Source organism: Streptomyces sp. SID5643 (assembly GCF_009872555.1).
Taxonomy (GTDB): domain Bacteria; phylum Actinomycetota; class Actinomycetes; order Streptomycetales; family Streptomycetaceae; genus Streptomyces; species Streptomyces iakyrus.
In genome coordinates this window covers 1-20,760 of the sequence record NZ_WWIC01000226.1, presented here as the reverse complement: position 1 = coordinate 20,760, position 20,760 = coordinate 1, and the positions used below count along the sequence as shown (strand labels likewise).

The 20,760-nt window shown below is 70.5% G+C and carries 18 protein-coding genes; 14 read left to right on the top strand and 4 right to left on the bottom strand.

Annotation, left to right across the window (positions count from 1 at the left end; all coding sequences use genetic code 11):
* Window positions 1–14 precede the first annotated feature (14 nt).
* The 7 genes from GTY56_RS25550 to GTY56_RS25520 all read left to right on the top strand — a co-directional run bounded on the left by GTY56_RS25550 (window position 15) and on the right by GTY56_RS25520 (window position 6,068).
* The gene (locus GTY56_RS25550) at window positions 15–809 is read left to right on the top strand and encodes a cell division protein FtsQ/DivIB (protein WP_161367671.1); all 795 of its coding nucleotides are present in this window, start codon (window positions 15–17) and stop codon (window positions 807–809) included.
* A gap of 288 nt (window positions 810–1,097) precedes the next feature.
* Window positions 1,098–2,291 carry a cell division protein FtsZ gene (gene ftsZ / locus GTY56_RS25545; protein ID WP_033312673.1) on the top strand — a complete coding sequence of 398 codons (1,194 nt, stop codon included), beginning with the start codon at window positions 1,098–1,100 and terminating at the stop codon, window positions 2,289–2,291.
* A gap of 10 nt (window positions 2,292–2,301) precedes the next feature.
* Window positions 2,302–3,033, top strand: a complete 732-nt coding sequence (pgeF, locus tag GTY56_RS25540; RefSeq protein ID WP_161367670.1) for a peptidoglycan editing factor PgeF — start codon at window positions 2,302–2,304, stop codon at window positions 3,031–3,033.
* A 6-nt stretch (window positions 3,034–3,039) separates the two neighbouring features.
* Window positions 3,040–3,759, top strand: coding sequence for a YggS family pyridoxal phosphate-dependent enzyme (locus GTY56_RS25535; RefSeq protein ID WP_161367669.1), 720 nt, complete (start codon window positions 3,040–3,042; stop codon window positions 3,757–3,759).
* Between the two features lie 129 nt (window positions 3,760–3,888).
* A complete protein-coding gene (locus GTY56_RS25530; RefSeq protein WP_161367668.1) occupies window positions 3,889–4,530 on the top strand; it encodes a cell division protein SepF in 642 nt (213 codons plus the stop codon).
* A gap of 70 nt (window positions 4,531–4,600) precedes the next feature.
* A complete protein-coding gene (locus GTY56_RS25525) occupies window positions 4,601–4,888 on the top strand; it encodes a YggT family protein (RefSeq protein WP_161367667.1) in 288 nt (95 codons plus the stop codon).
* A gap of 55 nt (window positions 4,889–4,943) precedes the next feature.
* Window positions 4,944–6,068, top strand: a complete 1,125-nt coding sequence (locus GTY56_RS25520) for a DivIVA domain-containing protein (RefSeq protein WP_161367666.1) — start codon at window positions 4,944–4,946, stop codon at window positions 6,066–6,068.
* 194 nt (window positions 6,069–6,262) lie between these two features.
* On the opposite strand, the gene ileS is transcribed toward GTY56_RS25520, so the two are convergent.
* The gene (gene ileS, locus GTY56_RS25515; RefSeq protein WP_161367665.1) at window positions 6,263–9,406 is read right to left on the bottom strand and encodes an isoleucine--tRNA ligase; all 3,144 of its coding nucleotides are present in this window, start codon (window positions 9,404–9,406) and stop codon (window positions 6,263–6,265) included.
* Window positions 9,407–10,017: 611 nt separating this feature from the next.
* Between ileS and GTY56_RS25505 the strand changes: the two genes are divergently transcribed.
* The 6 genes from GTY56_RS25505 (at window position 10,018) to GTY56_RS25480 (ending at window position 16,038) form a co-directional block, all read left to right on the top strand.
* Complete coding sequence (locus GTY56_RS25505; protein WP_202510715.1) at window positions 10,018–11,406, top strand: TraR/DksA family transcriptional regulator; 1,389 nt, start codon at window positions 10,018–10,020, stop codon at window positions 11,404–11,406.
* Between the two features lie 89 nt (window positions 11,407–11,495).
* Complete coding sequence (gene lspA, locus GTY56_RS25500) at window positions 11,496–12,101, top strand: signal peptidase II (protein WP_161367664.1); 606 nt, start codon at window positions 11,496–11,498, stop codon at window positions 12,099–12,101.
* A 43-nt stretch (window positions 12,102–12,144) separates the two neighbouring features.
* Window positions 12,145–13,089, top strand: coding sequence for an RluA family pseudouridine synthase (locus GTY56_RS25495; protein ID WP_161367663.1), 945 nt, complete (start codon window positions 12,145–12,147; stop codon window positions 13,087–13,089).
* On the top strand, window positions 13,086–13,553 hold the full coding sequence (locus tag GTY56_RS25490) for a GNAT family N-acetyltransferase (protein WP_161367662.1): 468 nt from the start codon (window positions 13,086–13,088) through the stop codon (window positions 13,551–13,553). Before GTY56_RS25495 ends, GTY56_RS25490 begins: the two co-directional genes overlap by 4 nt.
* 96 nt (window positions 13,554–13,649) lie before the next feature.
* On the top strand, window positions 13,650–15,236 hold the full coding sequence (locus GTY56_RS25485; protein ID WP_033312663.1) for a Na+/H+ antiporter: 1,587 nt from the start codon (window positions 13,650–13,652) through the stop codon (window positions 15,234–15,236).
* A gap of 61 nt (window positions 15,237–15,297) precedes the next feature.
* A complete protein-coding gene (locus GTY56_RS25480) occupies window positions 15,298–16,038 on the top strand; it encodes an SDR family NAD(P)-dependent oxidoreductase (protein WP_161367661.1) in 741 nt (246 codons plus the stop codon).
* 66 nt (window positions 16,039–16,104) lie between these two features.
* Here the strand turns inward: GTY56_RS25480 and GTY56_RS25475 are convergent, their stop codons facing one another.
* Window positions 16,105–17,244, bottom strand: coding sequence for a mechanosensitive ion channel family protein (locus tag GTY56_RS25475; protein WP_161367660.1), 1,140 nt, complete (start codon window positions 17,242–17,244; stop codon window positions 16,105–16,107).
* 62 nt (window positions 17,245–17,306) lie between these two features.
* Between GTY56_RS25475 and GTY56_RS25470 the strand changes: the two genes are divergently transcribed.
* Window positions 17,307–17,921, top strand: coding sequence for a dienelactone hydrolase family protein (locus GTY56_RS25470; RefSeq protein WP_346345575.1), 615 nt, complete (start codon window positions 17,307–17,309; stop codon window positions 17,919–17,921).
* A 6-nt stretch (window positions 17,922–17,927) separates the two neighbouring features.
* Here the strand turns inward: GTY56_RS25470 and GTY56_RS25465 are convergent, their stop codons facing one another.
* Entirely contained in the window at window positions 17,928–19,598 is a 1,671-nt protein-coding gene (locus GTY56_RS25465) for an alkaline phosphatase D family protein (protein WP_161367658.1), read from the bottom strand.
* 92 nt (window positions 19,599–19,690) lie between these two features.
* On the bottom strand, window positions 19,691–20,509 hold the full coding sequence (locus GTY56_RS25460) for a thioredoxin domain-containing protein (protein ID WP_161367657.1): 819 nt from the start codon (window positions 20,507–20,509) through the stop codon (window positions 19,691–19,693).
* Window positions 20,510–20,760 lie beyond the last annotated feature (251 nt).

The window sequence follows — 20,760 nt, the reverse complement described above, 5'->3', positions numbered from 1 at the left end:
GGAAGGCAGGGAGCGTGGCCGGATCGACCACCGCCGAACGCGGTGAACGCCAGCAGGAGTCGTCCGGCCCGCCGCCCCGCCTGCGGTCGAGGCGGGCCAGGCTCCGCGCGCTCGTCCTCCTGGGTCTCGCCCTGGTCTTCCTCGGCATCCCGACGGTCTGGCTCTTCTACGGCTCCGACTGGCTGCGTGCCGAGCAGGTCTCCGTGTCGGGCACGCGCGTTCTGACGCCCGATCAGGTCGAGTCCGCCGCCGAGGTTCCGCTCGGGGAGCCGCTGATTTCCGTCGACACCGGCGCGATCGAGACACGATTGCGCCGGAAATTGCCCCGAATTGACGCGGTTGACGTGGTCCGTTCCTGGCCCCATGGAATCGACCTGAAAGTGGTGGAGCGGACTCCGGTTCTGATTGTCCACCAGGGTGAGAAGTTCATCGAAGTGGACGATGAAGGTGTCCGCTTCGCTACGGTTTCTGAAGCCCCGAAAGGTGTCCCGGCACTGGAATTGACACTGTCCCGGTCCGGCTCCGCCGCGGCCAGCCTGCGCCGCTTCGGGGAGTCCCGGCTGGTGCGCGAGGCGGTCGGTGTCGCCCGTGCGGTTCCGGCCGCCGTCGCGCGCGAGACACGGACCGTCAAGGTCCGTTCCTACGACGACATCTCGCTGGAGTTGAGGGACGGCCGCACGGTCGTCTGGGGGAGCAGCGAGAAGGGTGCCGCGAAGGCCCGTACCCTCACCGCCCTGATGAAAGCAACGCCCGATGCGGGGTACTTCGACGTAAGTGTGCCCACCGCCCCGGCGTCATCGGGGAGTTGACGCACATCAGCGCAGGCCAGCACCCTGGTTGGGCAGTGCTACGGCTGATCACATAGGGTGAAAAGAAAAACGGGAGGTTCGGCGTGTTCGTTGAACGTGCGCCACTTGTCGACTTAGTGTCCTGTTCAGAAGACTCCAAGGAACAGACACACTGGTAACCCTAAACTTCAGGGTTAGGGTTCGGGTCGGCGATACGGACCGTCCCATTCGGCATCAGTCGTCGGGTCGCGGGGCGCAGGGCGCCACGCTGATGCGGCGACACGTAACTCGAGGCGAGAGGCCTTCGACGTGGCAGCACCGCAGAACTACCTCGCAGTCATCAAAGTCATCGGTGTCGGCGGCGGTGGTGTCAATGCCATCAACCGGATGATCGAGGTCGGTCTCAAGGGCGTCGAGTTCATCGCCATCAACACCGACGCGCAAGCTCTGTTGATGAGCGACGCCGACGTCAAGCTGGACGTCGGCCGTGAACTCACCCGCGGACTCGGCGCCGGAGCCAACCCGGCCGTCGGCCGCAAGGCCGCCGAGGACCACCGCGAGGAGATCGAGGAGGTCCTCAAGGGGGCCGACATGGTCTTCGTGACAGCCGGTGAAGGCGGCGGCACCGGCACCGGCGGCGCGCCCGTCGTGGCGAACATCGCCCGCTCGCTCGGTGCCCTCACCATCGGCGTTGTCACGCGCCCGTTCACCTTCGAGGGACGGCGCCGCGCGAACCAGGCCGAGGACGGCATCGCCGAACTCCGCGAAGAGGTCGACACCCTCATCGTCATCCCGAACGACCGGCTGCTGTCCATCTCGGACCGCCAGGTCTCGGTGCTGGACGCCTTCAAGTCGGCCGACCAGGTCCTGCTCTCCGGTGTCCAGGGCATCACCGACCTCATCACCACCCCCGGCCTCATCAACCTCGACTTCGCCGACGTCAAGTCGGTCATGTCCGAGGCCGGCTCGGCGCTGATGGGCATCGGCTCGGCCCGCGGCGACGACCGTGCGGTGGCCGCAGCCGAGATGGCGATCTCCTCGCCGCTGCTGGAGGCGTCCATCGACGGCGCCCGCGGTGTCCTGCTCTCCATCTCCGGTGGCTCCGACCTCGGTCTGTTCGAGATCAACGAGGCCGCCCAGCTGGTGAGCGAGGCCGCCCACCCCGAAGCCAACATCATCTTCGGCGCGGTGATCGACGACGCCCTCGGCGACGAGGTCCGGGTCACGGTGATCGCGGCCGGCTTCGACGGCGGCCAGCCGCCCGCCAAGCGGGACAACGTCCTCGGCTCCTCCTCGGCCAAGCGCGAGGAGCCGGCCCCGGCGCGGCAGACGGAGAGCCGCCCGTCCTTCGGATCGCTCGGCAGCGTGACCCCGAAGGAGGACCCGGAGCCCGCTCCGGAGCCGGTCAAGGACATCCCGGTCGCCCCGCCGGTCACGCCGGCACCGCGGACCTACTCGGACAGCGCGGCCGAGGAACTGGACGTACCGGACTTCCTCAAGTGATCCTTCAGTCGTGATAGGACAGCGCGAAAGCGCGAGCGGCGCGCACTTCGGCTTCACCGACCGGTGGGGCGGGGTGAGCGCCGCTCCGTATGAGGAGCTCAATCTCGGCGGAGCGGTCGGCGACGACCCCGAGGCCGTACGCACCAACCGGGACCTGGCCGCCAAGTCACTCGGCATCGAGCCGGACCGGGTCGTCTGGATGAACCAGGTGCACGGGGCCGACGTGGCCGTGGTGGACGGGCCGTGGGGATCTTCGGCCGAGATCCCGTCGGTCGACGCGATCGTCACCACGCGCCGGGGGCTCGCCCTCGCCGTCCTCACTGCCGACTGCGTGCCGGTGCTGCTCGCCGATCCCGTCGCCGGGGTGGCCGCAGCGGCCCACGCGGGCCGGCCCGGCATGATCGCCGGAGTCGTCCCGGCCGCGCTGCGCGCGATGGCGGAACTGGGCGCCGAACCCTCCCGGATCGTCGCTCGCACCGGGCCCACCGTCTGCGGCCGGTGTTACGAAGTGCCCGAGGCGATGCGCGCCGAGGTGTCCGCCGTCGAGCCGGCGGCGTACGCCGAGACGAGTTGGGGCACACCGGCGGTCGACGTGAGCGCCGGGGTGCACGCCCAACTGGATCGGCTCGGGGTGCGCGACCGGGAGCAGTCGCCGGTGTGCACCCTGGAGTCGCGCGATCACTTCTCGTACCGCCGCGACCGCACCACCGGTCGGCTCGCGGGTTATGTGTGGCTGGACTGACAGGACATGACGGACCGTAAGGACGAACTCGCCGCGAATCTGGCGAAAGTGGAACGGCGTATCGCCGACGCGTGCGCCGCTGCGGGGCGGGCGCGCGACGAGGTGACCCTCATCGTGGTCACCAAGACCTACCCCGCGAGCGATGTGCGGATCCTTGCCGAACTCGGCGTGCGGCACGTCGCCGAGAACCGTGACCAGGACGCGGCCCCCAAGGCCGAGGCCTGCTCGGATCTGCCCCTCACATGGCACTTCGTGGGTCAACTCCAGACCAACAAGGTGCGGTCGGTGGCCGGTTACGCGGATTTCGTGCAGTCCGTCGACCGTTCCAGGCTCGTCACGGCCCTGTCGAAGGAGGCCGTCCGGGCCGGGCGCGAACTGGGATGTCTCCTCCAGGTCGCACTCGACGCCGGTGAGAGCGGCCGGGGCGAGCGCGGCGGTACCGGACCCGGCGGAATCGGGGAGTTGGCGGATCTCGTGGCCGGGGCCCCGGGGCTCCGGCTCGACGGACTGATGACCGTCGCGCCGCTCACCGGGGAGTACGCGGGACGCGAACAGGCGGCCTTCGAGCGGCTGATGGTTTTGTCGACCGACCTGCGCCGGAGTCATCCGGCTGCCACCATGGTCTCGGCAGGGATGAGTACGGACCTCGAACAGGCCGTGACGGCCGGAGCGACACATGTGCGCGTCGGCAGCGCGGTACTCGGAGTCCGCCCCAGGCTCGGGTAACGTCGCCAAGAAGTCGGACCACAGCAGAAAATATGGTCATTGCCGCCGAAAGGCGGATTCAAGGACCTCGTGGATCGCGGGCACTTGGCAGTCGTCAGCCGATCCACCACAGAGCGGAGGACTCAGAGCATGGCCGGCGCGATGCGCAAGATGGCGGTCTACCTCGGCCTCGTGGAGGACGATGGGTACGACGGCCGCGGATTCGACCCCGACGACGACTTCGAACCCGAACTGGACCCGGAGCCCGAGCGGGACCACCGACGGCACGAACCGTCCCACCAGCCGCACGTCTCACATCAGCCCCAAAGGGACGAAGAGGTACGAGTCGTACAGCCGCCCGCGCCCCGCGAACCGGCCGCCCGCGCCGCTTCGCTCCCCGCGGAATCCAGCCGTCCGGCGCGCATCGCGCCCGTGGCATCCATCACACAAGAACGCGCAAGTCTGGAGAAGAACGCACCGGTGATCATGCCCAAGGTCGTGTCCGAACGAGAGCCTTACCGGATCACCACGCTTCACCCACGGACCTACAACGAGGCCCGTACCATCGGGGAACACTTCCGTGAAGGCACCCCGGTGATCATGAACTTGACTGAGATGGACGACACAGATGCGAAGCGACTTGTCGACTTTGCGGCCGGTCTGGTGTTTGGTCTTCACGGCAGTATCGAGCGGGTGACGCAGAAGGTGTTCCTGTTGTCGCCTGCTAACGTCGATGTCACGGCGGAGGACAAGGCCCGCATCGCAGAGGGCGGGTTCTTCAACCAGAGCTGAGACGCATCACCGGAAACAGCAGTGCACAGCAGTACACAGCAAGGCACAGGGGAGAGGGAAGCAACAGGTCATGGGCGTGGTTCTGCAGGTTCTCTACATCGCGCTGATGGTCTTCCTCATCGTGCTCATTTTCCGGTTGGTCATGGACTACGTCTTCCAGTTCGCCCGCTCATGGCAACCCGGCAAGGCGATGGTGGTCGTTCTGGAGGCCACCTACACTGCCACTGATCCACCGCTCAAGCTTCTGCGGCGGGTCATCCCGCCGCTGCGTCTCGGGGGCGTGGCGCTCGACCTGTCCTTCTTCGTTTTGATGATCATCGTCTACATCCTGATCACCGTCGTGCGGAACGTGATGTGAGCGATGTGACAGATACGGTCTTGCCGAATGCCGACGACTACGTTGAGGTGAAGAGATGCCGTTGACCCCCGAGGACGTGCGGAACAAGCAGTTCACGACCGTCCGCCTCCGAGAAGGCTATGACGAGGACGAGGTCGATGCCTTCCTCGATGAGGTCGAAGCCGAACTGACCCGCCTGCTCCGTGAGAACGAGGACCTGCGCGCCAAACTGGCCGCGGCCACGCGCGCTGCTGCGCAGAACCAGCAGAACATGCGCAAGCCTCCGGAGCCGCAGCAGGATCAGCAGCAACAGCAGCAGCAGGGTATGCGTGGTCCGGGTGGTCCTGTCCCCGCCGGCATATCGGGCCCGCCGCAGCAGCAGATGGGTGGCCCCATGGGTGGTCCGCCCCAGCTGCCGAGCGGTGCCCCGCAGCTGCCCGCCGGTCCCGGCGGTCAGGGTGGACCCCAGGGTCCCGGTCCGATGGGCCAGGGTCCGGGTCCGATGGGCCAGCCCCCGATGCAGCAGCAGATGGGCGGCCCCATGGGCGGCCCCGGCCCGATGGGCGGTCCGATGGGCGGCCCCGGTCAGCAGGGCCCCGGCGGCGACAGTGCCGCCCGTGTCCTCTCGCTGGCCCAGCAGACCGCCGACCAGGCGATCGCCGAGGCCCGTTCCGAGGCCAACAAGATCGTCGGCGAGGCGCGTTCGCGTGCCGAGGGTCTGGAGCGTGACGCCCGTGCCAAGGCCGACGCCCTGGAGCGGGACGCGCAGGAGAAGCACCGCGTCGCGATGGGCTCCCTGGAGTCCGCCCGTGCCACGCTGGAGCGCAAGGTCGAGGACCTGCGCGGCTTCGAACGCGAGTACCGCACCCGCCTGAAGTCGTACCTGGAGTCGCAGCTGCGTCAGCTGGAGACCCAGGCCGACGACTCGCTGGCCCCGCCGCGCACTCCGGCGACCGCGTCCCTCCCGCCGTCCCCGGCGCCCTCCATGGCTCCGGCCGGCGCGAGCGCTCCGTCCTACGGCGGAGGCAACCCGACGATGGGCGGCGCTCCCGCCCCGGCTGCTCCGTCCTACGGCGGCCAGCAGCAGATGTCGCCGGCGATGACCCAGCCGATGGCGCCGGTACGCCCGCAGGGCCCGTCGCCGATGGGCCAGGCGCCCTCGCCCATGCGGGGCTTCCTGATCGACGAGGATGACAACTGACGGCCTGATGGCCAGTAGTACGGCATAGACGTCGGCAGCGTTCAGGGCGGGCCCCGGGTGTGAACCCGGGGCCCGCCCTTTTGCCATGCGCGTTCGTGTCCGCGTCACCGTGTTCGTGCGTACGCAACGCCGAAGGCCCGGTCCCGCCAAGATCTTTGGCGGGACCGGGCCTTCGGTCCGTGAGGTCCTGCGGGTTACGCCTTGCGCAGGCGGAACGTGAGGGTCAGGCCCTCGTCGGTGAACGGCTCGCCGTAGCCGCCGTCCGCCTCGCCCTGAGCGAAGTCGGTCGCCAGCACCTCGTCGGCGATCAGGCCCGCGTGGTCGGTCAGGGCCGCCACCGTCGCCCGGTCCGTGGCCGTCCAGCGCAGTGCGATGCGGTCGGCCACGTCGAGGCCGCTGTTCTTGCGGGCCTCCTGGATCAGGCGGATCGCGTCACGGGCGAGGCCCGCGCGGCGGAGCTCCTCGGTGATCTCCAGGTCCAGGGCGACCGTCGCGCCCGAGTCGGAGGCCACCGACCAGCCCTCGCGGGGGGTCTCCGTGATGATGACCTCGTCGGGCGCGAGGGCGATGGTCTCGCCGTCGACCTCGACCGAGGCCGTGCCCTCGCGCAGCGCCAGCGACAGGGCGGCCGCGTCCGCGTGCGCGACGGCCTTGGCCACGTCCTGGACGCGCTTGCCGAACCGCTTGCCCAGCGCCCGGAAGTTGGCCTTGGCCGTGGTGTCCACCAGGGACCCGCCGACCTCGCTCAGCGTCGCCAGGGACTCGACGTTCAGCTCCTCCGTGATCTGCGCGCGCAGTTCGGAGTCCAGCGTCTCGAAGCCCGTCGCCGCGATCAGCGCGCGGGACAGCGGCTGACGCGTCTTGACGCCCGACTCCGCGCGCGTGGCACGGCCCAGCTCCACCAGGCGGCGCACCAGCACCATCTGCTTCGACAGCTCCGGGTCGATGGCGGTGAGGTCCGCCTCCGGCCAGGACGACAGGTGGACCGACTCCGGAGCGCCCGGGGTGACCGGGACGATCAGGTCCTGCCAGACCCGCTCGGTGATGAACGGGGTCAGCGGGGACATCAGCTGCGTGACCGTCTCGACGACCTCGTGCAGCGTGCGCAGCGCCGCCTTGTCGCCCTGCCAGAAGCGGCGGCGCGAGCGGCGCACGTACCAGTTCGACAGGTCGTCGACGAAGGCGGACAGCAGCTTGCCGGCGCGCTGGGTGTCGTAGGCGTCCAGCGCCTGGGTGACCTGGTCGGTGAGGGCGTGCAGTTCGGACAGCAGCCAGCGGTCCAGGACCGGGCGGTCGGCCGGGGCCGGGTCGGCCTCGGACGGGGCCCAGTTCGACGTACGGGCGTACAGGGCCTGGAAGGCGACCGTGTTCCAGTACGTCAGGAGCGTCTTGCGGACGACCTCCTGGATCGTGCCGTGGCCCACGCGACGGGCCGCCCACGGGGAGCCGCCGGCCGCCATGAACCAGCGGACCGCGTCGGCGCCGTGCCGGTCCATGAGCGGGATCGGGTCCAGGGTGTTGCCCAGGTGCTTGGACATCTTGCGGCCGTCCTCGGCGAGGATGTGGCCGAGGCAGACGACGTTCTCGTACGACGACTTGTCGAAGACCAGCGTGCCGACCGCCATCAGCGTGTAGAACCAGCCGCGGGTCTGGTCGATGGCCTCGCAGATGAACTGCGCCGGGTAGCGGGTCTCGAACAGCTCCTTGTTCTTGTACGGGTAGCCCCACTGCGCGAACGGCATCGAACCCGAGTCGTACCAGGCGTCGATCACCTCGGGCACGCGCGTGGCCGTCTTTCCGCAGCCGCCCTGCGGGCAGGCGAAGGTGACGTCGTCGATGAACGGGCGGTGCGGGTCCAGGCCCGACTGGTCCGTGCCGGTCAGCTCCGACAGCTCCGCGAGGGATCCGGCGCAGGTGAGGTGGTCGTCCTCGCAGCGCCAGATCGGCAGCGGGGTGCCCCAGTAGCGGTTGCGGGACAGGGCCCAGTCGATGTTGTTGTTCAGCCAGTCGCCGTACCGGCCGTTCTTGACCGTGTCCGGGAACCAGTTGGTGCCCTCGTTCTCCGCGAGGAGGCGGTCCTTGATCTCCGTGGTGCGGATGTACCAGGAGGGCTGCGCGTAGTAGAGCAGCGCGGTGTGGCAGCGCCAGCAGTGCGGGTAGCTGTGCTCGTACGGGATGTGCTTGAAGAGCAGGCCGCGCTCGTCGAGGTCGGCGGTGAGCTTCTCGTCGGCCTTCTTGAAGAAGACGCCGCCGACCAGCGGGACGCCCTCCTCGAAGGTGCCGTCCGGGCGGACCGGGTTCACGACCGGCAGGCCGTAGGAGCGGCAGACCTTGAGGTCGTCCTCACCGAAGGCGGGGGACTGGTGGACCAGACCCGTGCCGTCCTCGGTGGTGACGTACTCGGCGTTGACGACGAAGTGGGCCTCGGCCGGGAACTCGACCAGCTCGAAGGGGCGCTGGTAGGTCCAGCGCTCCATCTCGGCGCCCGTGAAGGTCTGGCCGGTGGTCTCCCAGCCCTCGCCGAGGGCCTTGGCGACCAGCGGCTCCGCGACGACGAGCTTCTCCTCACCGTTCGTCGCGACGACGTAGGTGACCTCGGGGTGCGCGGCGACCGCGGTGTTGGAGACCAGGGTCCAGGGCGTGGTCGTCCACACCAGGAGCGCGGCCTCGCCGGCCAGCGGGCCGGAGGTGAGCGGGAAACGCACGAAGACCGACGGGTCGACGACCGTCTCGTAGCCCTGCGCCAGCTCGTGGTCGGACAGGCCCGTGCCGCAGCGGGGGCACCAGGGGGCGACGCGGTGGTCCTGGACGAGCAGGCCCTTGTTGAAGATCTCCTTCAGCGACCACCAGACCGACTCGATGTACTCGGGGTCCATCGTGCGGTACGGGTCCTGGAGGTCGGTCCAGTAGCCCATGCGGGTCGTGAGCGCCTCGAAGGCGTCCGTGTGCCGGGTCACCGACTCGCGGCACTTCTCGTTGAACTCCGCGATGCCGTACGCCTCGATGTCCTGCTTGCCGGAGAAGCCCAGCTCCTTCTCGACGGCGAGCTCCACCGGGAGGCCGTGGCAGTCCCAGCCGGCCTTGCGGGCGACGTGGTAGCCGCGCATGGTGCGGAAGCGGGGGAAGACGTCCTTGAAGACGCGGGCCTCGATGTGGTGGGCGCCCGGCATGCCGTTGGCGGTGGGCGGGCCCTCGTAGAACACCCATTCGGGGCGGCCCTCGGACTGCTCCAGGGTCTTGGCGAAGATCTTCTGCTCGCGCCAGAAGTCGAGCACCGCGTGCTCGAGGGCGGGCAGGTCGACCTGGGCGGGCACCTGGCGGTACGTCGGCGATGTCATCAGCGGGCTTCCTCCGGCGGACTTGCTGCCTTCCGTCCGGAGGGACGAGAGCTACGTCTGCCTGCGCCGCCTTCGGCGCGCTCCCGCGGTACCACCCTCCTTGGCCCTCCGGCACGGGGTGTGCGCCGGTGAGCCCCCTCATTGGGGTCGCGATGCCGGGTCTACCGGCCGCTGCGCTCGGCTGCGGCGTTCTTCCGGCGGCTCCGGGGTGATCTTCACAGCGCGCTCACCCCCGGGCTCACACCGTCCCCGGGTCGCTCTGGGCTGCGTACGCCGCTACTCGTCCCCATCCACGCTTTTCGCTCCGCCCAGTGTACGGCGCCGCGCGGACGGCGGCCGACCGGATTTCCGGGCCGTCGGCCGTGCGGGCACCGGGCGGGGTGCGAAATGGGTTTGATAACCCTAATGGGGTGGTATAGGTGTTCGGATCCTGGGACGTCAGGCTCGGCGGATTACCGGGCGGGGAGCTGGGCACAACGGATGCAGGTTCGCCGCGGCGTGCGCGAGGCGGGCGAATCAGGCGGTGTGCCCCGTTGCCGCGGGACTCGAGTCGATTTATCGTCCCAGCACGATTCGCGAGCAAGATCACAATATGTGAAGGGGCCGCGGCCATGGTGGCGAAGAAGACCGCCGTACAGCAGCCGGCGTCCGGCAGGTCCGCGGAGGCCTCCGGCGGCGCGGCCAAGGACGTGGGCGGGAAGAAGTCCACGCAGGGGGGCTCGGCGCGGCGCGCGGCGAAGGAGGGCCGGGGCAAGGCGGCCGGGGGCACGTCATCCGGGGTGAGGTCGTCCGGGGCCGGGTCGTCCGGGGCCGGGTCGTCCGGGCCTGAGCGGCCAGGGGCCGGGCAGCCTCGGGCCGAGGTGGCCGGCACCGAGCGGAGCGCGACCGAGGCGGCATCGGCCGAGGCGTCGGCGGCGAAGGCACCGGCCGGGAAGGCGGCGGGGAAGGCATCGGCCGGGAAGGCGGCGGCGAAGGCATCGGCGCACGAGGGGTCGGCCAGGGCGTCGGCGGCGCAGGCGCCGGTGAGGAAGACACAGGCCAGGGCTTCGACCCGCGACGCACCAGCCGACGCACCAGCGGAGAAGGAGTCGGCCGAGGCGTCGGCGGCGAGGGCGCCGGCCGACAAGGCGGCCGGGAAGAAGGCGGCCGGGAAGAAGGCGGCCGTCAGGAAGACCGCCTCGGCCGAGGAGACCGCCTCGGCCGAGAAGGCCGCCCCTGCTGGTAAGGCGGCTGTCAGGAAGACGGCCCCGGCCCGGAAGGCCACCGCCGAGGAGACCGCCCCGGCCGGTGAGGCCGCCGCCCGGAAGGCGGCGGGCAGAGCGGGAGGCAAGGCGGCGGGCGCCGGGAAGGCCGCCGCCAAGAAGGCCCCGGCCCGGAAGGCCGCCGGAGGCAAGAGCACCACCAGGAGCGCGGCCGGGAAGGGCGCTGCCCGGACCGGCGCGGTCACACAGGACACGGCCGCGAGCAGCACGGCCAAGAAGGCGGGTGCGGCAAAGGCCGCGCAGCAGACGGGAGCGACGACGGTGGTTGCGAAGAAGACTCCTGGCACGGCCACGGCGGCGAAGACGGCCGTCCCCAAGGCACGGGTCGCCGCGGCGGAGCCCGGTGAGCTCGCGGTACGCCCGGGCGAAGACCCCTGGACGGCGGAGGAGGTCGAGGAGGCGCGCGCCGAGCTGACGTCCGAGGAGACCCGGCTGCGCGAGGAGATCACGTCGTCGGAGCGGTCGCTGGCCGGTCTGATGCGGGACTCCGGGGACGGCGCGGGCGACGACCAGGCGGACACCGGCACCAAGAACATCACCCGTGAGCACGAGCTGGCCCTGGCCGCCAACGCGCGGGAGATGCTCCTCCAGACCGAGCGCGCCCTGGAACGCCTGCACGCGGGCACCTACGGCCTGTGCGAGAACTGCGGCAACGCCATCGGCAAGGCCCGCATGCAGGCCTTCCCCCGGGCCACCCTCTGCGTGGAGTGCAAGCAGAAACAGGAGCGCCGGTACTGACCGGTCGCCGAATGCCTCCTGAGCACGTACGACGTGCGGGGTGTGCCGTACCCTCGTCCTCAGTCAGGCACCTAGGTTGAGGGACTCACGTGGCAGAGGCGGAGCGCATCATCGGTACGCCGGACACACCGGACGCGGCCGGGGGCGGCAAGGAGCGACCCGACTCCGAGGGCACCCCGCCCGGCGAGTCCGCAGCCGGGCGGCCCCGGGGCCGGCGCCGGATCGCGGTGCTGTTCGCCGTCGCCTCGATCGCGTACGCCCTCGATCTGATCAGCAAGCTGATCGTGGTGGCCAAGCTGGAGCACCACCCGCCCATCGAGATCGTCGGGGACTGGCTGAGGTTCGAGGCGATCCGCAACGCGGGGGCGGCCTTCGGCTTCGGCGAGGCCTTCACCGTGATCTTCACGATGATCGCGGCGGCGGTGATCGTGGTGATCGCCCGCCTGGCGCGCAAGCTCTACAGCCTGCCCTGGGCGATCGCGCTCGGCCTGCTGCTCGGCGGTGCGCTGGGCAACCTCACCGACCGGATCTTCCGGGCGCCGGGCGTCTTCGAGGGCGCGGTCGTGGACTTCATCGCGCCCAAGGGCTTCGCCGTCTTCAACCTGGCCGACTCGGCGATCGTGTGCGGCGGCATCCTGATCGTGCTGCTGTCGTTCAAGGGCCTCGACCCGGACGGGACCGTCCACAAGGACTGAGCGCGCGTACAGCCCTGTCGGAGCCGTCCGGCATACTCGACGGGTGAGCACGCTTCCCGAGATCCGTACCCTGCCCGTGCCCGACGGCCTGGAGGGCGAGCGCGTCGACGCCGCCATCTCCCGCATGTTCGGCTTCTCCCGTACCAAGGCGGCCGAGCTCGCCGCCGCGGGGAAGGTCACGGTCGACGGGTCGGTGGTCGGCAAGTCGGAGCGCGTGCACGGCGGCGCCTGGCTGGAGGTCGAGATGCCGCAGGCGCCCGCGCCGGTGCAGGTCGTCGCCGAGCCGGTCGAGGGCATGGAAATCGTGCACGACGACGATGACGTGGTCGTGATCGTCAAGCCCGTCGGCGTCGCCGCGCACCCCTCGCCGGGCTGGACCGGGCCGACCGTGATCGGGGGCCTGGCCGCCGCCGGGTACCGGATCTCCACCTCCGGCGCCGCCGAGCGCCAGGGCATCGTGCACCGGCTCGACGTGGGCACCTCGGGGCTGATGGTCGTGGCCAAGTCGGAGCGGGCGTACACCTCGCTCAAGCGCCAGTTCAAGGAGCGCACGGTCGACAAGCGGTACCACACGCTCGTCCAGGGCCACCCCGACCCGACCAGCGGCACCATCGACGCGCCCATCGGCCGGCACCCCCAGCACGACTACAAGTGGGCCGTCACCGCCGAGGGCAAGCCGTCCGTCACGCACTACGACCTCATCGAGGCGTTTCGCGCGGCCTCGCTGCTCGACGTGAAGCTGGAGACCGGCCGCACGCACCAGATCCGCGTCCACATGGCCGCCCACCGGCACCCCTGCGTCGGTGACCTCACCTATGGCGCCGACCCGACGCTCGCCAAGCGCCTGGGCCTGAGCCGCCAGTGGCTGCACGCGGTGCGGCTCGGCTTCGAGCACCCCGGGGACGGGCAGTGGGCCGAGTTCTCCTGCGACTACCCGGAGGATTTGCAGAAGGCCCTGGAGCAGGTCCGCGAGGAGACGTACGGGTGAGCATCCCGTACGTGGTGCGGGTCGCCCGGGACCCTGCCGACCGTGAGGCGTGCTTCGCGGTGCGCAAGGAGGTCTTCGTCGGTGAGCAGGGCGTCCCGGAGGACCTGGAGTACGACGCGTACGACGCCGGCGCGGTCCACGTCCTGGCGGTCCGTGAGGACGGCGTGCCGCTCGGGACGGGGCGGCTGCTGCACGGCGAGGCGGCCATGGCGCAGACCGGCGCCGGCCCGTCCGTGGGCTCCCTCGGCCGGCTCGCCGTGACGGGATCCGCTCGCGGGCACGGCGTCGGTGCCGCCCTGGTGCGGGCCATCGAGGACGCTGCCCGAGCGCGAGGGCTCGCGGCCGTGGACCTGCACGCGCAGACGCACGCGCTCGGCTTCTACGCGCGGCTCGGTTATGAGCCGTACGGGCCCGAGTACGTGGAGGCGGGCATTCCGCACCAGGGGATGCGGCGTTCGCTTTAGCCCTTCATGCCGGGTGCCGAAACGGTTTGTCCCGGAAGTTGCGTGGCAGGCTTGAGGTCAGTCGTGTGAACATTTGACCGTTGTGGAGCGCTGACCGTGGATCAGTTGGCCCTGCTGTTCGTGCTGCTGCTCGGGGCCGTGATCAGTGTCCCCATGGGGGACCGGTTCAAGGTGCCCGCCCCGGTGCTGATGACGCTCCTCGGGATAGTCCTCGCGCTGCTGCCGTTCGTGCCGAACGTCGAGATCGCGCCGGACCTGATCCTGCCGCTGCTGCTGCCGCCCCTGCTGTACGCCGCCGTGCGGCGCACGTCCTGGCGGCAGTTCGCGGCGAACAGGAGGCCGATCTTCCTGCTGGCCGTGGCGCTGGTGTTCGTCACGATGGCCTGCGTGGCCGCCGTCGCCGACGCGATCGTGCCGGGGCTGCCGCTCGCCGCGGCCTTCGCGCTGGGCGCGCTGGTGGCGCCGCCGGACCCGGTCGCGGCGACCGCCGTGGCCGGGCAGCTGGGACTGCCGCGCCGACTGGTGTCGATCCTGGAGGGCGAGGGCCTGTTCAACGACGTGACGGCCATCGTCCTCTACCACGTGGCGATCGCGGCCGCCGTCAGCGGGACGTTCTCGCCCTGGAAGGCCGGGCTCGATCTGGTGCTGTCGGCCGTGGTGGCGGTGGCCGTGGGCCTCGCGCTGGGCTGGGGCGCGAACAAGCTGATGGAGGTGCTCGGCGACGCCACCCTGCAGGTCGGGCTGACCCTGCTGGTGCCGTACGCCTCGTACGTCATGGCCGAGGAGCTGCACGGGTCCGGCGTGCTCGCCGTGCTCACCACCGCACTGTTCCTCGCGGAGTACGGCTCCGACGCCGACGACGTCATGACGCGGCTGGCCGGGCACACGTTCTGGAACATCGTCGACACGCTCGTCACCGGCGTCGCGTTCGGGCTGGTCGGTCTCGAGCTGCACAACGCGATCCGCACGGCCTCCGGGCGGTGGGGCGAGCTGCTGGGCTGGGCGGCGGTGGTGGTGGTCGTCGTCGTGTTCGCCCGGCTGCTGTGGCTGCTGCCGGCGACCTGGCTGACCAAACGGCTGCACGCGCGGCGGGACTACGACGAGGACATTCCGGTGAGCTGGCGCGAGACCGTGGTGATGTGGTGGTCGGGGATGCGCGGGGTGGCCTCGGTCGCGCTGGTGCTGGCCATTCCGCTGGAGACCGATGCCGGCGCGCCGTTCCCCAGCCGGGACGAGATCATCTTCATCGCGTTCGGGGTGATCATGGCGACGCTGGTGCTGCAAGGGCTGACCCTGCCGTGGCTGGTGCGCCTGCTCGGGGTGAAGGCCGACACGGACCGGGAGAAGGAGTTCGCGAAGGAACTGGCGATCCGGGCGGCCAAGGCGGCGAAGCAGCGGCTGCGGGAGATCGAGGGGACCGAGGACCTGCCGGAGGACCTGTCCGAGCAGATGCTGCGGCGGGCCTACGACATCGGGGTGCGGATCAGCCCCGAGCTGGCCGAGGACGAGCGGCGGGAGGCGTACCGGGAGGGGGCCCGGCGGGTGAAGCGGGTGCGGCGGATCCAGCAGGAGATGCTGAGCGCGGCGCGGCACGAGGTACTGGCGGCGCGCAGCGAGCCCGGGGCGGATCCCGAGGTGGTCGACCGGGTTCTGCGGCACCTGGACGTGCGCAGTCTGCGGTGAGGGCGGCGGCAGCGGCCGCCGGTTTGACCTCGGGCGGCCGGGGCGTCGTAGGGTCGTTGGTATGGTACGGAATGTAGTAATCAGTGGTGGAGGAACGGGAATTGGGCTCGCGGCGGCCCGGGTGTTCGCCGCGGACGGGGATCGGGTGCTGCTGCTCGGGCGGCGGGCAGAGGTGCTGGAGAAGGCCGGGGTGCCCGGCGCGCTGACGTACGCCGCCGATCTCGCCGAGCCGGAGGACGTGCGCGGTGTCGCCGCCTTCGTGGAACGGGAGTTGGGGGCCGTGGACGTGCTCGTGCACAGCGCCGGGGGCAACGGGCTGCTCGAACCGGACCCCCCGGGCGACGATCCGCTCGCGGCCGTCGCGCACAGCTGGAGCGTGAACTTCCGGCTCAACACCCTGACGGCGGTGCTGCTCACCGAGGCGCTGAAGCCGCGGCTCGCCGAGCCCGGCGGGCGCGTGCTGTTCCTCGGCTCCATCGCCGCCTACCGCGGGTCCGGGAGCGGGGCGTACGCGGCGGCCAAGGCGGGGCTGCACCCTTACGCCCACGACCTGGCCCGGGAGCTGGGTCCGCGTGGCATCACCGCGAACGTGGTGGCGCCCGGGTACATCGAGGACACCGAGTTCTTCGGGGACGTGATGGCGGAGGAACGGCGGGCGCGGCTCATCGGTGAGACCTCGAACGGCCGGGCCGGCACCCCGGGGGACGTCGCCGCGACCCTGCACTGGCTGGCCTCCCCGGGCGCCGGGCACATCACCTCGCAGATCATCCAGGTCAACGGCGGCGCCGAGCGCGGCCACTGACCGGCGGAAGGCAGGAGGGGCTCCCCGCAGCACGCGGGGAGCCCCTCCTGCCTTCCGGGTGCGGGATCAGCGCTCCGGCCGTCCCGAGTTGTGGTTGCCGTGGTAGCGGCGCTGCTGGGCCGGGACGCCGTCCGGCGACGAGCGGTGGCCGTTGCCGTTGAGGGACGGCGGCAGGATCGCGTCGGCCGTGTTGACCCGGGGCAGGGCGTACGGATGCTTGTCGGCCAGCCAGCGCAGCATCTGCTCGCGGACCGTGACCCGTACCGTCCAGATGTCGTCCGCGTCCTTGGCCGTCACCAGGGCCCGCACCTGCATGGTGCTCGGGGTGGAGTCCGTGACCGACAGGTTGTAGGCGCGGCCGTCCCAGGCCGGGCACTCGCGCAGGATGTCGCGGAGCTTGTCGCGCATCGCCTCCACGGGGGCGGAGTGGTCGACGTGCCAGAAGACGATGCCCGTCATCTGGGGGCTGCCGCGCGACCAGTTCTCGAACGGCTTGGACGTGAAGTACGACACCGGCATGGTGATGCGCCGCTCGTCCCAGGTGTGGACGGTCAGGAAGGTCAGGGTGATCTCCTCGACCGTGCCCCACTCGCCGTCCACCACCACCGTGTCCCCGATGCGGACCATGTCGCCGAAGGCGATCTGGAACCCCGCGAACATGTTGCTCAGCGTGGACTGCGCGGCGACACCGGCGACGATGCCGAGGATGCCGGCCGAGGCCAGCAGCGAGGCGCCCGCCGCCTTGAACGCCGGGAAGGTCAGCAGCATCGTCGCCACCGCCACCACACCGACGATCGCGGACACGACCCGCATGATCAGCGTCGCCTGGGTGCGCACCCGGCGGACCCTGGCCGGGTCACGATGTGCCCGGGCACTGGCGTACCGGCTGTACGACGTCTCCACGATCGCCGCCGTGATACGGATGACCAGCCAGGCGGCCGACCCGATCAGGATCAGGGTCAGCGTCCGGCCGACTCCGTCGGCGCGGCTCTCCAGCAGGTCCGCCTCGTCGTAGGACCCTCTCAGCAGGGCCGCGAAGAGGACGAGCATGTAGGGGATGCGGCCACGGCGGAGCAGACCCCACAGCGGGGTCTCGTGGTGCCGTTCGTCGGCCTTGCGCAGCAGGAAGTCGGTGGCCCAGCCGATCACCAGCGTGAGCACGACCGAGCCACCGACCACGATCAGCGGTCGTAGCAGGTTCTCCATGCCACCGAACCTAACCGGCCATCGGGGTGCATGAACATGTGACTTCCGCTGCGTCGTGGGTAGTGCCGGGATCCCGGCTTGTCACACCCGGCTGGCACCATGGCCTCATGAACATCATGTTGTTCCACTCGACCCAGGGTCTGCGGCCCGCGGTGCTCCAGGCCGCTGACAGACTGCGCGCGGCCGGACACGAGGTGTGGACGCCCGACCTCTTCGAGGGGCATACCTTCGACACGGTCGAGGAGGGCATGCAGCAGCAGGAGAAGATCGGCAAGGAGGAGCTGCTGAAGCGGGCCGTGCTGGCCGCCGCTCCCTACTCCGAGCGCGGGCTGGTGTACGCCGGGTTCTCGCTCGGCGCCTCCATCGCGCAGACCCTCGCCCTCGGGGACGACAAGGCACGCGGCCTGCTGCTCCTGCACGGCACGTCGGACATCGCGCCGGACGTCACGGCCGAGGACCTGCCGGTCCAGCTGCACGTGGCCGAGCCGGACCCCTTCGAGACGGACGACTGGCTCAGCGCCTGGTACCTCCAGATGAGCCGCACCGGCGCCGACGTCGAGGTGTACCGGTACGCCGGGGCCGGCCACCTGTACACCGACCCCGACCTGCCGGACTACGACGAGGAGGCCGCCGAGGCCACCTGGCGGGTGGCGCTCGGCTTCCTCGAAACCCTGTAGCGGCGGTTACACCGGCTCGTAGGAGCGCTCGACCTTCTGCGTGCCGCTGCGGGTGCGGTACGAGCGGGACCACTTGGCCGTCGCGTCGCGCTTCGCGCGGTCCGAGACGACGTAGAAGTCCATCTGCGCGCGCTCGGCGGTGATGTCCAGGACGCCGAATCCGTGCCGGTCGGTGTCGACCCAGTGGACATGGCGGTTGGCGGCGCGGATGACCGGCGAGGCGACCGCGGAGACCGTGCCCTCCGGCACCTTGACGATGTCGTCGAGGTTGTCGGAGGTGACCGACGTGACGACGAACTCCGTGGCGGCCGACGGGGACAGCGGATACGTACCGGCGTCCACCGGCACGTCGTTCGCCCAGGCCATGTGGATGTCGCCGGTGAGGAAGACGGTGTTGCGGATCGCGTTCGTCCGCAGGTGCGCCAGGATCTCGCGGCGGTCGTCGGTGTAGCCGTCCCACTGGTCGGTGTTGAGGGCGAGGCCCTCCTGGGGCAGGCCCAGCAGCTTGGCCAGCGGCTTCAGCAGGTCGGCGGAGAGCGAGCCGATGGCGAACGGCGAGATCATCACCGAGTTGCCGACCAGGCGCCAGGTGGTGTCGGAGGACGTCAGCCCCGCCTTGAGCCAGTCGAGCTGGGCGCGGCCGGTGAGCGTGCGGTCCGGGTCGTCGACCTCGCCGTTGCCCACCTTGACCTGCTGCGAGCGGAAGGAGCGCAGGTCCAGCAGGGAGAGGTCGGCCAGCTTGCCGAAGCGCAGCCGGCGGTAGGTGGTGCCCGCGATCGCCGGGCGCACCGGCATCCACTCGAAGTACGCCTGCTTGGCGGCGGCCTGACGGGCGGACCAGGTGCCCTCGGCGCCCTCCGTGTGGTTCTCGGCGCCGCCCGCGAAGGCGTCGTTGGCGAACTCGTGGTCGTCCCAGATCGCGACGACCGGGGCCGTGGCGTGCAGCGCCTGGAGGTCCGGGTCGGTCTTGTAGCGGGCGTGCCGGGCGCGGTAGTCGGCGAGCGTGACGATCTCGTGCGCCGGGGTGTGCGGGCGGACGACCTTGCCGCGGGTGCCGTACTCGCCGGTGCCGTACTCGTAGATGTAGTCACCCAGGTGCAGCCAGGCGTCCAGGTCGCCGCGGGCCGCGAGGTGCCGGTAGGGGGAGAAGTAGCCGGCCTCCCAGTTGGCACACGAGACGACGCCGAAGCGCAGGCCCGGGACGGGCGCGTCGTGCGCGGGGGCGGTGCGGGTGCGTGCGGTGGGGGAGTCGGTGCCGCCGGCGGAGAAGCGGAACCAGTAGTCGGTGCCCGGCTTGAGGCCGCGGATGTCGGCCTTCACGGTGTGGTCGGAGGCGGCCGTGGCGGTGGTCGAACCCTTGGCGACGACGGTGGTGAACGCCTTGTCCTCGGCGACGGTCCAGCTCACTTCGGTGTCCGGGCCGGCTCCGGAGCCGGGTATCGCCTCCGGTACCGGAGTGACGCGGGTCCACAGCAGGACGCCGTCCGGCAGCGGGTCCCCGGAGGCTACGCCGTGCAGGAAGGCGGGAGCCTGGTCGACGGCGCGCGCGGGCAGGGTCGCCGCCAGCGGGCCTGCCAGGACAGCGGTCGCCGCCGCGGCCTTGACGACCGTACGGCGGCGCGGGGTGAGGGAGTTGATGCCCTCTGACGTATTCGACGATCTGTATCGACTGGTCACGACCGATCAGGTTACTGGTCGGTATGGGCAGGAGCGGGCGAACTCCGGAAGTTCGCCCGCTCTTCACATGCCGACCGGCTGCTGACCAGCCGTCACTTCTTGAGGGCCTCGCCCACGACCCGGTTGAAGTCGGCCACCGTCATCAGCGGGGTGCCCTGGCTGTCGGCGGTGAGCTGCTTGCCGTCCATGGCGAAGCCCGGGGTGCCCTTCACGCCTTCCTTGTTGTCGTCGAAGGCCTTCGACATGGCCATCGCCCAGGCGTCGTAGGTGCCCTTCTCGACCGCGTCCTGGAACTTCTTGTTGTCCTTCAGCTCGGGGACGGTGTTCGCGACCTTGATGAGGTAGCTGTCGTCCTTGAACTTGTCGGTCGTCTCCTCCGGGTGGTACTTCGCCGAGTACAGCGCGGCCTTGTAGTCGAGGAACGCCGCGTCGCTCACGTTCAGGGCGGCGCCCAGGGCGCTCAGCGCGTTCTTGGAGCCCTCGCCGTTGTCCTTGTCGTCGATGAAGGTGGCGCCGACGAACTGCATCTTGTACTTGCCGTCGTCGATGTCCTTCTTCACGGTCGGGCCGACCGTCTGCTCGAACTGGGCGCACACGGGACAGCGCGGGTCCTCGTAGATCTTCAGCGTCTTCTTCGCCGAGTCCTTGCCGATGACGACCGTGGTGCCGTCGGTGCCCGTGGTGTTGGCCGGCGTGACGACCTTCTCGTCCTTGACCGCCTCCCAGTGGGTGGGCTTGTTGACCTGGACGACGGCGTAGCCGATGCCGCCGGCTATCGCCAGGACGCCGACGATCGAGCAGGCGACGATGACCTGCCGCTTCGTCTTCGCCCGCTTGGCCTCGCGCTCACGCTCGACGCGCAGCCGCTCGCGTGCCGCCGTCTTCGCCGCCTGGCTGTTCCGCTTGCTCATGGTGATGTTCTCCGTGGGGGACGCGCACACCTGTGTGTGCGGGATACGTAGAGGGACTGCTGGTGCTCGAAAGGGCCGCGGGGAAGGCGCAGGAGCCCTCGGCGACGCCGGGTGCCTTACGCGAAGGCGGGTGAGCGCGGCGGTCCGCGCCGCCCCAGGGAGTGCGCGAGGATCCGGTCGCGGGCGCTGGGGGTGCGGTCCGCGGCACGCGCCGGCAGGCGCCGCCCGGCCGGAGCCCGCTCCACCGCGAC

Bases quoted from the DNA above. Each gene is read 5' to 3' on its own strand.
- GTY56_RS25535 (WP_161367669.1), top strand. From the start codon at position 3,040: ATGACGGACCGTAAGGACGAACTCGCCGCGAATCTGGCGAAAGTGGAA.
- GTY56_RS25530 (WP_161367668.1), top strand. From the start codon at position 3,889: ATGGCCGGCGCGATGCGCAAGATGGCGGTCTACCTCGGCCTCGTGGAG.
- GTY56_RS25525 (WP_161367667.1), top strand. From the start codon at position 4,601: ATGGGCGTGGTTCTGCAGGTTCTCTACATCGCGCTGATGGTCTTCCTC.
- GTY56_RS25520 (WP_161367666.1), top strand. From the start codon at position 4,944: ATGCCGTTGACCCCCGAGGACGTGCGGAACAAGCAGTTCACGACCGTC.
- ileS (WP_161367665.1), bottom strand. From the start codon at position 9,406: ATGACATCGCCGACGTACCGCCAGGTGCCCGCCCAGGTCGACCTGCCC.
- GTY56_RS25505 (WP_202510715.1), top strand. From the start codon at position 10,018: ATGGTGGCGAAGAAGACCGCCGTACAGCAGCCGGCGTCCGGCAGGTCC.
- GTY56_RS25480 (WP_161367661.1), top strand. From the start codon at position 15,298: ATGGTACGGAATGTAGTAATCAGTGGTGGAGGAACGGGAATTGGGCTC.
- GTY56_RS25475 (WP_161367660.1), bottom strand. From the start codon at position 17,244: ATGGAGAACCTGCTACGACCGCTGATCGTGGTCGGTGGCTCGGTCGTG.
- GTY56_RS25460 (WP_161367657.1), bottom strand. From the start codon at position 20,509: ATGAGCAAGCGGAACAGCCAGGCGGCGAAGACGGCGGCACGCGAGCGG.